This window comes from Bradyrhizobium sp. USDA 4506 (assembly GCF_054058795.1).
This window is the reverse complement of the sequence record NZ_JBSSBM010000002.1, coordinates 783,416-798,678: the sequence shown is the minus strand read 5'-3', so window position 1 is coordinate 798,678 and position 15,263 is coordinate 783,416. Positions and strand designations below refer to the sequence as shown.

The following is a 15,263-nucleotide window of genomic DNA, read 5'->3' as shown; positions in this document are numbered from 1 at the left end:
GCGGTCCGCGTTGGAGTTTCCGTTCACCTCACCTCGCCCCGCCTGCGGGGAGAGGTCGAATTCAAGCGCCAGCTTGAATTCGGGTGAGGGGGACTCTCCGCGCGCTCGTTCGCGGAAATAGCCCCTCACCCCAACCCTCTCCCCGTAAGAACGGGGAGAGGGAGAAGTTCAAGTCTCTCCCCGCAAGAGCGGGGCGAGGGAGAAGGTTGCAGTTCAATCCTTCGGCCGCAGCTTCTCGATCTCGGCATCACTGGGCAGATAGTCCGAGCCCTTGCGATAGGCGGTGTCGACCATGATGCCCTTGCCGTCCTTCAGCGCGGTCTTGCCGGTGAAGGCGCCCAGCGTCGACTGGTGATCGATCTTGCGGAAGGTGATCTCGCCGAACGGCGACGGCATCGAGATGCCTTCCGCCGCCGCGATCAGCTTCTCCGGATCGCTCGAGCCGGCCTTGGCGAGGATCGCCGCCGCCGCCTTGATGGTCTGGTAGCCGACGATCGAGCCGAGCCGTGGATAGTCGTTGTACTTGGCCTGATAGGCCTTCAGGAATGCGTCATGCTCCGGCGTCTTGATCGCGTACCAGGGATAGCCGGTGACGATCCAGCCCTCCGGCGTCTCGTCCTTGAGCGGATCGAGGTATTCCGGCTCGCCGGTCAGGAAGCTCACCACGGTGCGGCCCTTGAACAGGCCGCGGGTGTTGCCTTCGCGCACGAGCTTGACGAGGTCGGCGCCGAAGGTGACGTTGAGGATCGCTTCCGGGTTCGCCGCGGCAACCGCCTGCGCCACCGGGCCGGCGTCGATCTTGCCCTGCGGCGGCCACTGCTCGTCGACCCACTGGATGTCGGGCCGCTTCGCCGACATCAGCTTCTTGAACACCGCGACCGCCGACTGGCCGTATTCATAGTTCGGCGCGATCGTCGCCCAGCGTTTTGCAGGCAGCTTCGCCGCCTCCTCCACCAGCATCGCGGCCTGCATGTAGTTCGACGGACGCAGGCGGAACGTGTAGCGGTTGCCCTTCGACCACGTGATGGCGTCGGTCAAAGGTTCGGCCGCAAGGAAGAACACCTTCTTCTGGTTGGCGAAGTCGGAAACGGCGAGGCCGATATTGGAGAGGAACGTGCCCGTGAGCATCGCGACGTTCTCGCTCGACACCAGCTCGTTGGCCGCGGTCTGCGCATCCGCCGGCTTGCCGCCGTCATCCTTGGAAATGACCACGAGCTTCTTGCCGCCGATGCCGCCCGCCGCATTGATCTCCTCCACCGCGAGCTGCCAGCCCTTGCGATAGGGCTCGGTGAACGCCGGCAGCAGCGAGTAACTGTTGATCTCGCCGATCTTGATTTCGCTCTGCGCCATGGCCTGCGTTGTGATGGTACTCGTTGCCATGGTCGCGACCGCGATCGCCAATCCCGCCCCTACGAAATAACCACGCATCCCGTCCTCCAGTTTTTCTTCAAAGAGATTATCGCAATCCGTCTTCGCCCTTGATCTCGCCGACCGTCAGCCCGCCGACGCGCGGCAGCGGTCGCCCGCTGTCGGTCACCGCGACCGCGACCATGATCTCGTTGGCCCGCGGCGCGTCGTTGATCTGCACTTCCATGCCGTCGAAATGGCTGCGCACGAAAGCCGCGTCCTTGTGCCCGAGCGGAATATCCAGCGTGGTGCCGGGCCCCGAGCGCTTCTTCGACGACGGGATCAGCGCCGCGCCCTTCGACAGCACCTTGCGCACCGGCGCACCCATCTTCGGATGCAGGATCGCCGCCGCATGCTCGAGCTCGCCATTCTCGCCGACGGCGGCGGCCTTGCCGTAGCTGTGCGCCTTGGCGCCGTCGATGCCGAGCGCGGCGACGGCCCGCTTCGAGAGCAGTTCGCCGAGTTCCTCGCCGATCGCGATCAGCGGCGACAGATCCTCGACATAGCGGCCGGCAAAGGGGTTCTCGATCACGGCGATGGCGGCGGCCCGCCTTGTCGGCGGTGCGATGGTCTTGCCCATCTCCAGATGGGTCTCCTCGACCACTGTGACGATCTTGCGAATGACGGCGCTCATCTTGCCTCGCTCCCGGTCATGCCCGCAGCATGTGTTCTGTCGTTCTTCTCTGTAATGCGTGCGACGCCGGCGCCCCAATCCCAGTTGCACCGACAAGCCGCGTTTCGGCCAGTAGACGCAATGCCGCGCCTTCGATCAATCCCGACGTCAAGAGATCACGCGCCCGCGCCGCCCCCGCCTCGAGCGCCTGCTCGATCTCGCGTTCCGAGAGCCGCCCGACATCGCGGGTCACCCGCCGCGCGCCAAGGTCGCTGTCGGGCTGCAATTCGCTCGCCGGACAGCGCAGGATCGCGGGGTGATCCGGCAGATCGACCGCGTTGGCGATCACGGTCGCCGCGGCATCCGCCTGCGACGCCGTCCGCGCCAGTACGGTGACGGCATCGGCAATGCCCAGCGAAAAGCTGCGACCGTGGCGGCCGCTGGTCGCGATGCCGCGGACTGGCGTGTCGGCATCGACCATTATGGTGCGCATCACGCCGCGACGGTCCGGCCGATCCATCAGGCCGACGGTGAATTGTTCGCCGTCGCCGAGATGCAGGGCGATGTCGCCGCCATTGTTGACATAGGCGCGGTCGAGCGGCGTGGCCTCAAGCATCGCGCCGAGGATTTCCTCGGCGACGGAGCCCGCGACCGCCGCCATCGGCGTGATGAAGCAATCGGCGGCAAACGGCGCGACCGCTGCATGCATCCGCCGCGCGACCACGCCTTTCAGCGTGCACCCGCCCGGAGCGGCTGCGCTGCGCAGTTCGGTCAGTTCCGCGCAGAGTTCGTCAAGCAATCCGGTGAAGCGCGCCGCCGCAGCCTGATAGGCGGTACGAATGTCAGCATCGCCGCCCTTGGCCTCGACAACCAGATCAATCGGACCGTCCTGCAAATGCAGCCGCTTGCCGTCAGGAAGAAGCGCGATTTGCGGGAGCCGCTTCATGCGCGCCGCCCGGGGAGATATGGCATCGGCCGGACTTCGGCACTGTCGCGCAGCGATGACAGCGGCCGGACATAATCCATGTGGCCGCCGAGCGCCGCGTAATCCGACAGCTTCATCGTGAACTCGATCGGCGCCACCAGCGCCGGGGTCGGCACGTAGCCGAAGGCGCCGGCCGGCATCTGCGTGACATCGACCATGAAGGTGATGCCGCCGCCGGGCCAGACATAGACCGGCGCGCCGCCGCTGGTCACCCGCGTCAGCGCGTCCTTCACCGAGCGCGTCAGCCGCACCGGATTATCGGTGACGCCGGCGCGCAACGATCCGCCCGCGCCGCCCATGAACAGCACGGTGCACAGCGCCGGCTCGCAATTCTCCTGGATGCGCTCGACCGAAAATCTGAGATCGGCGGGCATCTCGGTCTCGACCGGCTTCAACGCCTCGTCGAGCACGTAATAGGACGCATGCTCGCCGGTGGTCGAGACCATCAGCATGGTGAGCCCCGGCCGCGCCTCCTTCGCATTGAAGGGGCCGAGGATCGACAGCGGATCGGAGATGTTGGTGCCGCCCCATCCGGTGCCGGGATCGGCGACCTGGAAATAGCGGCCCGGCGTCGAGCGCCGCCCCTTCATCTTGATCCCGGTGTCGGCGATGTCGAGCAGCTTGCCGGCCTGGTGCTCGCTGAGCACGCCGGTGATGTGATCGTCGACCACCACGACCTCATCGACCTTGCCGTGCCATTGCTTGGCGAACATGCCGATCGTCGCCGAGCCACAGCCGACCCGCATGCGCTCTTCTGCCACACCATTGACGATCGGCGGCCTGCCGGCCTGCACCACGACGGTGGCGCCGCCGTCGATGGTCAACTCGACCGCCTTGCAGTTGGAGAGATCCATCAGCGTGTCGCAGGTGACGCGGCCTTCCTTCTTGGAGCCGCCGGTCAAATGATGCACCCCGCCGAGCGAGAGCATCTGCGAGCCATATTCGCTGGTCGTGACATGGCCGACCGCCTCACCGTCCGAGCGCACGGTCGCGGTTTCCGGGCCGAGGTAGCGGTCGGTGTCGATCTTCACCTTGACGCCGCAATAGGAGAAAATGCCTTCGGTCACCACGGTGACCATGTCGACGCCGTCGACCTCCGACGACACGATGAAGGGCGCCGGCTTGTAATCCGGATAGGTTGTTCCTGCGCCGATCGCGGTGACGAACAGTTCGGGCTGGCGGACGATCTTGCCGTCCCAGTCGCCGCTCACCTGGAACGGAACCAGCTTGCCGCCATGCGACACGGTGCGCTCCAGCACGACGTGCGGATCGACGCGCACCAGCGTGCCGTCATGATTGGCATAGCGGTCGCAGGCGCCGGCCGCGCCCGGCTTGATGTAACACATCACCGGACAGGCATCGCAGCGGATCTTGTCGCCGGCGGCGACGGTCATTGTGTCAGCCATCGTGACCAAGCCTGGACTTGTGGCGGCGGTCGATCATACTGCGCTTCCGCCTCCCATGCATATCGTTCGTATACGAATGATCCTGCGCGCGAGCCCGGGAGCTGTCAAGCGGCCTTTGCAATCAAACCCTGCCCTTCGCTTGCGCACCCTGTTCATAAAGCGGGCACGCGCTGCAGCGCGGCATGCCGCCGCTTGCACGTTTGTATACAAACGTTATCCTCGCCGGCGATCCGACGCTGGCGTTGCAGCGCAAAACATCAGGGAGAACCGGGGCAATGCGCCTGACCGTGAACGGCAGGAATCATGATGTCGACGCCGCTCCCGACACCGCATTGCTTTACGTGCTGCGCAACGACCTCGAATTGAACGGACCGAAATACGGCTGCGGGCTCGGAGAGTGCGGCGCCTGCGCGGTGCTGATCGACGGCGTCGCTGCGCGTGCCTGCGTGATTCCGATCGAAGGCTGTGCGGACCGCAACATCGTGACGCTCGAAGGCCTCGGCAGCCGCGAGCATCCCGATCCGGTGCAAGATGCCTTCATCCACGAGCAGGCCGCGCAGTGCGGCTATTGCCTCAACGGCATGATTATCACCACCAAGGCCTTGCTGATGCGCAATCCCAATCCGTCCGAGCATGAGGTGCTGGAGGCGTTGCGCTACAATCTCTGCCGTTGCGGCGCGCATATCGAGATCATCCGCGCGGCGATGCGCGCGGCCGGTCACGCCCTTGAGGCGCGCGATTGATGGTGGACGCACGGGCTCCTGAGCAACGCCAGCGCGGCTCGCTGTCGGTCGTCCGCCCTGCGGTGCTGGGCGCCGAAGATGAGTTCGAGACCTTCATCACCATCACGGCCGACGGCACGGTCAATGCCTATAACGGCCATGTCGATCTCGGCACCGGCATCCGCACCGCGCTCGGTCAGATCGTTGCCGAAGAGCTCGACGTCTCCTTTGCCCGCGTCGTCGTGATCCTCGGCGACACCGCCGTGGTGCCGAACCAGGGCCCGACGATCGCAAGCGAAACCATCCAGATCACCGCCGTTCCCCTGCGCAAGGCCGCCGCGCAAGCGCGGCACTTCTTGGTCGCACGCGCGGCCGAGCGGCTTGAGCTGCCGGCTGTTGACCTCACGATCGAGGACGGCCTGATCCGCGGTCACGACAACCGCAGCATCAGCTATGGCGAGTTGATCGCGGACGAGACCATCCGGCTCGATCTCGCCGACGAGGTTCCGGTCAAGGCGGTGAGCGCCTATTCGGTCGTCGGTAAGTCGGTGCCGCGCGTCGACGTGCCGGCGAAGGCTACCGGCGAGCTCGTCTATGTCCACGATTTGCGCGTGCCCGGCATGCTGCACGGCCGTGTCGTCCGCCCGCCTTACGCCGGCGTCGATGCCGGCCCGTTCGTCGGCACCAGCCTGATTGCGGTCGATGAAGCCTCGGTGCGCGATATTCCAGGCCTCGTCGCGGTGGTGCGGATCGGCGATTTCGTCGGCGTCGTTGCTGAGCGCGAGGAGAATGCGACCAAGGCTGCCGCGCAGCTCACGGTGAGCTGGAAGCCCGGACCGGGACTGACCGATCTTGCCGACGTGGAGAAGGCGCTGCGCGCCAATCCCTCGACGCCGCGCCAGCTGATCGACAAGGGCGACGTCGACGCCGCGATCAAGGCGGCCGCCAAGCCGATGCAGCGGACTTACGTCTGGCCCTACCAGATGCACGGCTCGATCGGCCCGTCCTGCGCGGTTGCCGATTACAGCGAGGGCGCGATCCGGGTCTGGTCCGGCACGCAGAACCCGCACATCCTGCGCGGCGACCTCGCGCTGCTGATCCAGCGGCCGGAATCCGAGATCGACGTGATCCGGATGGAGGCGGCCGGCTGCTACGGCCGCAACTGCGCCGACGATGTTTCCGCCGATGCGCTATTGCTGTCGCGCGCGGTCGGCCGTCCTGTGCGCGTGCAGCTGACCCGCGAGCAGGAGCATGCCTGGGAGCCGAAAGGCACCGCGCAGCTGATGGACGTCAATGGCGGGCTCAACGCCGACGGCAGCGTCGCCGGTTACGATTTTGCCACGCGCTATCCCTCGAACGGCGCGCCGACATTGGCGCTGCTGCTCACCGGGCGGATCGCGCCTGAAGCCGCGGTGTTCGAGATGGGCGACCGCACCGCGATCCCGCCCTACGACTACGAGAACATGCGCGTGATCGCCAACGACATGCCGCCGATCGTGCGCGCGTCCTGGTTTCGCGGCGTCTCGGCGCTGCCGAATACCTTTGCGCATGAATCCTACATCGACGAGCTTGCGGCGGAGGCGAAGGTCGATCCGATCGAATACCGGCTGCGCTATCTCAGGGACAAGCGCGCGATCGATCTCGTCAATGCCGTTGCCGAGCGCGCCGGCTGGACGCCGCGCCCGGTGTGGAAAGAGCCCGAGGCGGACGGCGACATCGTGCGCGGCCGCGGCTTTGCCTATGCGCTCTACGTGCACAGCAAGTTTCCCGGTTACGGCGCGGCATGGTCGGCGTGGATCGCCGATGTCGCGGTCAACAAGGCGACCGGCGATGTCAGCGTGACGCGCGTCGTCGCCGGCCAGGATTCCGGATTGATGATCAATCCGGAGGGCGTGCGGCACCAGATCGAAGGCAACATCATCCAGTCGACCAGCCGCGCGCTGATGGAGGAAGTGTCCTTCGAGCGCGGCGCGGTGACCGCGCGGGAATGGGGCGCCTACCCCATCATCAAATTCCCCGAGCTGCCGAAGATCGATGTGCTGATGCTGCCGCGGCAGGATCAACCGCCGCTCGGCGTCGGCGAGTCCGCCTCGGTGCCGAGCGCCGCCGCGATCGCCAATGCGATCTACGACGCGACCGGCGTCCGCTTCCGCGAATTGCCGTTCACACCGGAACGCATCCTGAAGGGATTGCGCGGCGAGCAACCGGTCGCGCCCGCCCCGCTCCCGCCGCCTGCGCAGACGGCCGACCTCAACAGATGGCAGAATCCCTTTGCAAAGCGCGGCGGCGTGCTCGCCGGCATTGCCGCACTCTGCGCAGCGGCGATCGGCATCGGCGCGGCCGTGCTGCCGTCGCGCGCGATCGCGCCGATCGCCCGGCCCGACGCGTCGGTGTATTCCGCCGCGACGATCGCCCGTGGCAAGGAGCTTGCAGCGCTCGGCGCCTGCGCCGTCTGCCACACGTCGGAGCATGGCGTTTCGAACGCCGGCGGCCGGCCGCTGGAGACGCCGTTCGGCACCATCTTCACCACCAACATCACGCCCGACGTCGACACCGGCATCGGCGCCTGGTCCTATCCCGCCTTCGAGCGCGCGATGCGCGAGGGCATCCATCGCGACGGACGCCATCTCTATCCGGCGTTCCCGTACACGCACTTCGCCAGGACCAGTGATGCCGACCTGCAGGCGCTCTATGCCTATCTGATGGCGCAGACGCCGGTGCACGCCGAGACGCCGGCCAACGCGCTCGCCTTTCCGTTCAACCTGCGGCCGCTGCTCGCCGGATGGAATGCGCTGTTCCATCAGGCGCAGGCGTTCCAGCCCGATCCATCGAAGTCAGCGATATGGAATCGCGGCGCCTATCTGATCGAAGGGCTCGGCCATTGCAGCGCCTGCCACTCGCCGCGCAATGCGCTCGGCGCCGAACGGCAAGCGGCCTATCTCGCCGGCGGCTTCGCGGAAGGTTGGGAGGCGCCGGCGCTGACATCGCTGTCGAAGGCGCCGATCCCCTGGAGCGAGGACGAGCTCTACGCCTATTTGCGCACCGGCGAGTCGCGCCTGCACGGCGTTGCCGCAGGACCGATGGCGCCGGTCGTGCAGGAGCTCGCCGCGCTGCCCGACCAGGACATTCGTGCAATGGCGGTCTACCTCGCCTCGTTCAACGACGGCGCCGACCGGCCGGCGCACGATGCCTTGGCCGCTAAGCTCGAAACCGGCACCGTCGTCACCACCGCGGCCTCGGCGGGAGGCCGGATCTATCAAGGCGCCTGCGCGGTCTGCCATGAGGTCGGCGGCCTGCCGCTGTTCGGCAGCCGGCCGTCGCTGGCGCTCAACAGCAATCTGCACAGCGACGCGCCCGACAATCTGATCCAGGTGATCCTGCACGGCATCGCCAAGCCGGCCGTGACCGATCTGGGCTACATGCCGGCCTTCAAGGACAGCATGAGCGACGGCCAGGTCGCCGAGCTCGTCACCTTCCTGCGGCGGCAATTCGCCCCTGATAAGCCGGCCTGGGCCGATGTCGCCGCCACCGTCGGCCGTATACGGCAGACCATAGCGCGCTGACCTGCCATGTTCCGCCCGATACCCACTGGGCGGGCGGCGCCCGGCAGGCTAAGGTTCCCGCATGACCGTGACAGATATCGCGACCCGGACCTACAACCACGGCTGGCGGCTCGACCCGATCGTGCGCAGCCTGCTGGACACCGATTTCTACAAGCTGTTGATGCAGCAGATGATCCGGGAATGCTATCCGGACACCCGCACGACCTTTTCGGTGATCAACCGCTCGACCCATATCCGGCTCGCCGAGGTCATCGACGAGGCCGAGCTGCGTGCCCAGCTCGACCACGCCCGCACCATCCGCTTCACCAAGAAGGAGCTGATCTGGCTCGCGGGCAACACGTTCTACGGCAAGACCCAGATGTTCTCGCCCGACTTCATCAACTGGCTGTCGAACTTCCGGCTGCCCGAATACGAGCTGCACAAGGTCGACGGCCAGTACGAGCTCCATTTCCACGGGCCGTGGACCCACACCACGATGTGGGAGATCCCGGCGCTCGCGATCCTCAACGAGCTGCGCTCGCGCGCAGCAACCAAGACCTACGGTCGCTTCGCGCTCGACGTGCTCTACGCCCGCGCCAAGGCCAAGCTGTGGGCCAAGGTCGAGCGGCTGCGCAAGCTGGACGGCTTGCGGCTGTCCGATTTCGGCACACGCCGCCGCCACGGCTTCCTCTGGCAGCGCTGGTGCGTCGAGGCGGTGAAGGAAGGCCTCGGCCCCTCCTTCACCGGAACGTCGAATGTGCTGCTCGCGATGGACAACGACCTCGAGGCGATCGGCACTAACGCACATGAGCTGCCGATGGTCGCGGCCGCGCTCGCCAATGACGACGAGGCGCTGCGCTGGGCGCCCTATCGCATCCTCGACCAATGGCGCCACACCTATGGCGGCAACCTGCTGATCGCGCTGCCCGATGCCTTCGGGACAAAGCCGTTCCTGCGCGACGCGCCCGATTGGGTCGCCGACTGGACCGGCTTTCGGCCCGACAGTGCGCCGCCGATCACGGCCGGCGAAGAGATCATCAAATGGTGGAAGCAGAAGGGCCGCGATCCCAAGGAGAAGCTGCTGGTGTTCTCCGACGCGATGGATGTCGGCTCGATCGAGGAGACGTTCCACCATTTCAAGGGACGCGTGCGCGTCAGCTTCGGCTGGGGCACCAACCTCACCAACGATTTCGTCGGCTGCGCACCCGACGGCACCGCCGAGCTCGACCCGATCTCGATCGTCTGCAAGGTGACGTCGGTCGACGGACGCCCGGCCGTCAAGCTCTCCGACAATCCGGAGAAGGCGACCGGCATCCCGTCCGAGGTCGAGCGCTATTTGCGCGTGTTCGGCAATGTCGGCCGTGTTCGCACCGCAGTTCACGTCTAAACCGGCACAGATATCACTCCCATCGACTGACCTGACGAGTTTCGCATGCCCGCACCCAAGCCGCCTGCCTTCGAAACCCTGAGCCTGCACGCCGGCCAGCGCCCCGATCCCGCGACCGGCGCGCGCGCGGTTCCGATCTATCAGACCACGTCCTACGTGTTCCAGGATGCCGATCATGCCGCGGCGCTGTTCAATCTGGAGCGCGCCGGCCACATCTACACCCGCATCTCGAACCCGACGACATCAGTGCTGGAGGAGCGGATCGCCGCGCTTGAATGCGGCGTCGGCGCGATATGCACCGCCAGCGGCATGGCCGCGATGCACCTTGCGATCGCAACCCTGCTCAATGCCGGCGACCATATCGTCGCCTCCGCCTCACTCTATGGCGGCACCATCAATCTGCTGGCGCACACGCTGCCGCGGTTCGGCATCACCACGACCTTCGTGAAGCCGCGTGGGCTCGACGAATTCCGTGCCGCGATCAAGCCGAACACCCGCCTCGTGATCGGCGAGACCATCGGCAATCCCGGCCTCGAAGTACTCGATATCCCCGCGGTGGCTCAAATCGCGCATGACGCGAAGATTCCGCTGCTGATCGACAACACCTTCGCGACGCCCTATCTCAGCCAGCCGATCGAGCTCGGCGCCGACATCGCGATGAACTCGGCGACCAAGTGGATGGGCGGCCATGGCATCGCGATCGGCGGCGTGATCGTCGATGGCGGGCGGTTCGACTGGCGCGCCTCCGGCAAATTCCCGCAGCTCACCGAGCCCTATGCCGGCTATCACGGCATCGTCTTCGACGAGCAGTTCGGCAAGGCCGCCTTCATCATGCGCGCCCGCACCGAGGGCCTGCGCGATTTCGGCGCCTGCCTGTCGCCGACCAACGCCTTCCAGCTGCTGCAGGGCATCGAGACGCTCGGCGTCCGCATGGATCGCCATGTCAGCAACACCCATGCGGTGCTGGACGCCCTCGCCGCGAACAAGGCGGTCGACTGGGTGCTGCATCCCTCGCTGGAGACGCATCCGGATTACGCGCTGGCCAAGAAGCTGCTGCCGCGCGGCGCCGGCTCGATCGTCAGCTTCGGCATCAAGGGCGGCCGCGCCGCCGGCAAGAAGTTCATCGAGTCCCTGAAGCTGATAAGCCATCTCGCCAATGTCGGCGACGCCAAGACGCTGGTGATCCATCCCGCCAGCACCACGCATCAGCAGATGGACGCCGAGCAGCTCAAGGCCGCCGGCATCGGCGAGGAGCTGGTGCGGCTGTCGGTCGGCATCGAAACCGCGCAGGATATCATCGACGATCTCGGCCAGGCGCTGCGCGCCTCGCAAAGGACTTGAGCGCCATGCAGCTTTCCGTGAACGGATCAGACACCTTCATCGCGACCGGCGGCAAGCCGTTCGATCCGTCGCTGCCGGCGGTGGTGATGATCCACGGCGCCGGCTTCGATTCCTCGACCTGGGCGCTGCACAGCCGCTGGTTCGCCCATCATGGCTATTCCGTGCTGGCGCCGGATCTGCCGGGCCACGGCCGCTCCGCCGGCAAGCCGCTCCCGACCATCGCCGAGATGGCCGACTGGATCGCGGCGCTGATCACGGCAGCCGGCGCGTCGAAAGCGCGGCTGATCGGCCATTCGATGGGCTCGCTGATCGCGATCGAGACCTCGGCGCGGCATCCCGACAAGGTCTCCGGCCTCGCGCTGATCGGCACCGCCGCGACCATGACGGTTGGCCCCGATCTCCTGAAGGCCGCCGAAGCCAATGACGTCGCGGCGATCGCCATGGTCTCGATCTGGGGCCTCGGCTTCAAGGCCGAGCTCGGCGGCAGCCTCGCGCCCGGCCTGTGGATGCACCAGGGCGCGCAGCGGGTGCTGCAGGAGGCGAAGCCCGGCGTGCTCTACAACGACCTCAACGCCTGCAACGCCTACCAGAACGCGCTCACGGCTGCTGCCGCGGTCAAGGTGCCCGCGACCTTCATCCTCGGCGAACGTGACATGATGACCCCGGCCAAGGCCGGCAAGACACTCGCCGCCGCGACGCCGAATGCCCGCACCGTGGTGCTGCCAGGCGCCGGCCACATGATGATGGTCGAGCAGCCCGACGAGCTGCTGGCGGCGCTGCGATAGCGCTCTTCCCCTCTCCCCTCATGTCCGCCGTAGCCTTGGCGAAGGCGGATGTGGGAGAAGGTGGCATAGGCGGCAAACGGCCGCCGTTTCAACGCCGACGCGCAGCGTCGGCTACGGCGCCGGATGAGGGGCTCTCCCCCCAAAAAAGCCGAAAACAACCCCATGCAAAGTAGCTGGGTGGCCGCTAGCACTCGGACAAGCGACTTGACTTGTCGGGCAACTCAGCGATATATTCTATTATTCCGAATTCCTGGGAACGGCCCCCGTCGCCCTTGCGCAACAGCGTACGCGCCCGTCGCCGAGAGGGCCAGAAGCCGACTAGAAATCATCGTTGTGGTCTGGGGCGGTTCAGTATCTCCCCGCAACAGGCGCTCCGATTGTTCCGAATCGGAGGTTGAGCCCGACGCGCACGACGCTTGTACGCTCCTGCACGTCCACGAATGCCGGCGGGAGCCCGGCCAACTGGGGAGCGAACGCGATCCGGTTGGTGGCGAAGTCGTAGTAATTGTATTCGGCGAAAGCGGACAGATAGTCCGTGAAAGCGTATTCGCCGCCGATACCGATGGTCCATCCCGGGTGTGTCGCGCGAGCCGCGTACGCGGTGCCGAGAATCGTGGTTGTTGCCCAGTACGCGTCGCGCTCCCAGGCGCCGCCTCCTCGCACATATCCGAGGAAGCGACCAAAGCTGTAGCCGATGCGGCCGGTGACTGATGCCAGCGCGTCCACCCGGCTGTGATAGGCCACGCCCACCTCGCGCGCGCTGTCATGGCGACCGATCGCATCCGTCCAGGCGTAGTCGCCCTGCAGGCCGATCACGAAGCCGCCGGCAAACTGATAGTCGCAGCCGGCCTGAACTCCGGCGACCCAGCTATCGGAGTCATGGCCGCCGAGTGACTCGCCGAGATGGGCGCCACCGGTCGTTCGCACAATCCAATCCCTTTTGGAGGCGCCCAGCCACCCCGCGTGGCCGCCGGTGTAACAGCCAGTCCAGTTCCATGACGGGGCGGCGGGTGGCGGTGCCTCGATTGGAAGCCGCAAATCGGCAGCGATGGCGGGGCCCGCCAGGGCGATGAGTACCGCCACTCCGGAAAGGAATTTCCGCATGACCTTCATCCCGCATGATCCCCGAGAAACGCAGCATGCGCCGAGTCTCCGGCGATGGCTGTAGCAACCTCGCCACACCGCAACGCCGGTCTAAAGAATGTCGCTACTCTCTCGCACCACTCGCGCCTTGGTATCGATTGCGCTGAACAGATCGTCGCCCAGCACAGAAACGCGAGATAACCGCTCATGCATAGCTTCGCTGAATCAGCGCGCATTTTTGTCCGCTACGGATCTTGGTCGTGTAAAAACGCCAGTCCCGAGGCAGTCGGGACTGGATTGGTGTCATGCCGCGATCGCAACCATCAGCGGCTTGATCCCGACGATGTTCATGACCCGTGTCAGATTGTAGGCCAGGACGGAGAGCGCCATTTCGGCCGCCACTTTCGGAAGCGTTTTGGTGAGGAAGTGTGTCGCTCCCATGCGGGCCTTCATGGTGCCGAACGGATGCTCGACAGTTTCGCGGCGCTGACGCATGGCGTGCGGGCTTGCATCAAGGCGCTGCTGCACAGCCTCGAGCAGATGCTCATGCTCCCATCGCGTAATCCGCCGTTCTGACCCAGGCGTGCATTGGGTCTTGAGCGAACAGCTTTGACAGGCCGTGGTCCAGTAGCGCCGCAGCACCTTGCTGTCTTCTTCATTCGTATAGCGATATGATAGCCGCTCCCCGGCCGGGCAGCGATAGACGTCCTCCTCTGGCAAATAGGCAAAGTCCTGTTTACCGAAGCGTCCGTCTGCCTTAGCGCCGGACGTTAGCGGTTTGGGCAGAGTTACCGTGATGCCCGCTTCGTGGCACGCAAGGATCTCTGGGCTGTTGAAGTAGCCGCGATCGGCTACAGCTTCGAGCGTCTCAGTCTTCAGAACAGCCTTCGCCCGCTTGGCCATATTGGCAAGTTGTGCCCGATCCGAGCCGCTGTTCGTCACCTCGTGCGTCACAATCAGATGGTGTTCGGTGTCTACGGCGACCTGTACGTTGTAGCCGACAACACCAGAGCCGCGCCCGCTCGTCGCCATCGAGCGGCTGTCGGGGTCGGTCAGGGAGATTTGCTGGTCGGGTGACGCAAGCACCTGCTTCTCGTAGACGGCAAGCTTGCCCATTTCCTCCTTCAGTTTCGTCAGCTTCTCGGTAAGCCTCGTCACCTTCGTGGCCAGGGCCTCGGTCGGCTCCTGGCGGTCGGCCGTGTCAAGTTGGCTCAGATAGCGCGCGACGCTCTCCTCCAACTGAGCACGCCGTCGCTCCATCTTCGCGCGCGTGAAGTTCCTGTCCCGGTTGTTCACGGCCTTGAACTTGCTGCCATCGATGGCGACGCTCGCCGTCGCCAGCAGACCCATCTCTCGGCAGAGTTCGACGAAGCGCGCACATACCCTGCGCAGCGCCAGGCCGTTGTCCTTGCGGAAGTCCGCAATCGTCTTGTGATCGGGAGCGAGCCGACCCAGCAGCCACATCACCTCGACGTTGCGCCCGGCCTCTCGTTCCAGCCGCCGGCTCGACTGTACCCGGTTCAGATAACCGTAAATGTAAAGCTTCAGGAGCACCGAGGGATGGTACGACGGCCGACCGGTGGCCGCCGGCTCCACACCCTCAAAGCCCATCTCAGCCAAACCGAGCGCATCGACAAATACGTCGATCACGCGAACAGGGTTGCTCTCGTCAATGAAGTCATCGAGGCATTCGGGCAACAGCGACCGCTGTCCACGATCCGCCTCTTCAACGAAGCGCCTCATCGATTCCCCCAAAGAATCACAGGAGAATCATAACAGCAGCCCAGCGTTTTCACACAGCCAGGATCACAACCGGTAAAGCTCAGGACAAGTACAAGATTTTCGCTTCGCCTCCGAGACCCGATATTGCCCGCGCTGTGAAGATGGTGCCGGTCGCACGATGATGGTCGAGCAGCCCGACGAGCTACTGGCGGCCCCGCAGTAGCGGCACTCGCGGTCCCTCTTCCTTCTCCCTTGTGGGAGAAGGTGGCG

The 15,263-nt window shown here is 65.6% G+C and carries 11 protein-coding genes; 5 read left to right on the top strand and 6 right to left on the bottom strand.

Annotated elements, in window-relative coordinates; translation table 11 throughout:
* Positions 1–213: 213 nt before the first annotated feature.
* Genes ACVIHF_RS06115 through ACVIHF_RS06100 form a run of 4 tightly spaced genes read right to left on the bottom strand, consistent with a single transcriptional unit; the run spans position 214 to position 4,411 of the window.
* Positions 214–1,428 carry an ABC transporter substrate-binding protein gene (locus ACVIHF_RS06115; RefSeq protein ID WP_456791865.1) on the bottom strand — a complete coding sequence of 405 codons (1,215 nt, stop codon included), beginning with the start codon at positions 1,426–1,428 and terminating at the stop codon, positions 214–216.
* A 28-nt stretch (positions 1,429–1,456) separates the two neighbouring features.
* On the bottom strand, positions 1,457–2,041 hold the full coding sequence (locus ACVIHF_RS06110) for an amino acid synthesis family protein (RefSeq protein ID WP_016842455.1): 585 nt from the start codon (positions 2,039–2,041) through the stop codon (positions 1,457–1,459).
* A gap of 16 nt (positions 2,042–2,057) precedes the next feature.
* Entirely contained in the window at positions 2,058–2,966 is a 909-nt protein-coding gene (locus ACVIHF_RS06105) for a UPF0280 family protein (RefSeq protein WP_456791864.1), read from the bottom strand.
* A complete protein-coding gene (locus tag ACVIHF_RS06100) occupies positions 2,963–4,411 on the bottom strand; it encodes a 6-hydroxynicotinate reductase (protein WP_253609739.1) in 1,449 nt (482 codons plus the stop codon). The genes ACVIHF_RS06105 and ACVIHF_RS06100 overlap by 4 nt, the downstream gene beginning before the upstream one ends.
* A gap of 275 nt (positions 4,412–4,686) precedes the next feature.
* Here ACVIHF_RS06100 and ACVIHF_RS06095 point away from each other — a divergent pair, with 275 nt between their 5' ends.
* From ACVIHF_RS06095 to ACVIHF_RS06075, 5 genes are all read left to right on the top strand, one after another.
* A complete protein-coding gene (locus ACVIHF_RS06095) occupies positions 4,687–5,154 on the top strand; it encodes a (2Fe-2S)-binding protein (RefSeq protein ID WP_253609740.1) in 468 nt (155 codons plus the stop codon).
* On the top strand, positions 5,154–8,696 hold the full coding sequence (locus tag ACVIHF_RS06090) for a molybdopterin cofactor-binding domain-containing protein (RefSeq protein ID WP_253609741.1): 3,543 nt from the start codon (positions 5,154–5,156) through the stop codon (positions 8,694–8,696). The genes ACVIHF_RS06095 and ACVIHF_RS06090 overlap by 1 nt, the downstream gene beginning before the upstream one ends.
* A gap of 61 nt (positions 8,697–8,757) precedes the next feature.
* Positions 8,758–10,062: a nicotinate phosphoribosyltransferase gene (pncB, locus tag ACVIHF_RS06085; RefSeq protein ID WP_028343682.1), complete on the top strand. Its 1,305-nt coding sequence runs from the start codon at positions 8,758–8,760 to the stop codon at positions 10,060–10,062.
* A gap of 45 nt (positions 10,063–10,107) precedes the next feature.
* Positions 10,108–11,403, top strand: coding sequence for an O-acetylhomoserine aminocarboxypropyltransferase (locus ACVIHF_RS06080; protein ID WP_253609742.1), 1,296 nt, complete (start codon positions 10,108–10,110; stop codon positions 11,401–11,403).
* 5 nt (positions 11,404–11,408) lie between these two features.
* Entirely contained in the window at positions 11,409–12,188 is a 780-nt protein-coding gene (locus ACVIHF_RS06075; RefSeq protein WP_253609743.1) for an alpha/beta fold hydrolase, read from the top strand.
* Between the two features lie 348 nt (positions 12,189–12,536).
* On the opposite strand, the gene ACVIHF_RS06070 is transcribed toward ACVIHF_RS06075, so the two are convergent.
* Positions 12,537–13,301 (bottom strand): outer membrane protein, encoded by a 765-nt coding sequence (locus ACVIHF_RS06070; RefSeq protein ID WP_310882118.1) that lies wholly within the window; start codon positions 13,299–13,301, stop codon positions 12,537–12,539.
* 273 nt (positions 13,302–13,574) lie between these two features.
* A complete protein-coding gene (locus ACVIHF_RS06065) occupies positions 13,575–15,014 on the bottom strand; it encodes an IS1182 family transposase (protein ID WP_456791863.1) in 1,440 nt (479 codons plus the stop codon).
* Positions 15,015–15,263: the final 249 nt, after the last annotated feature.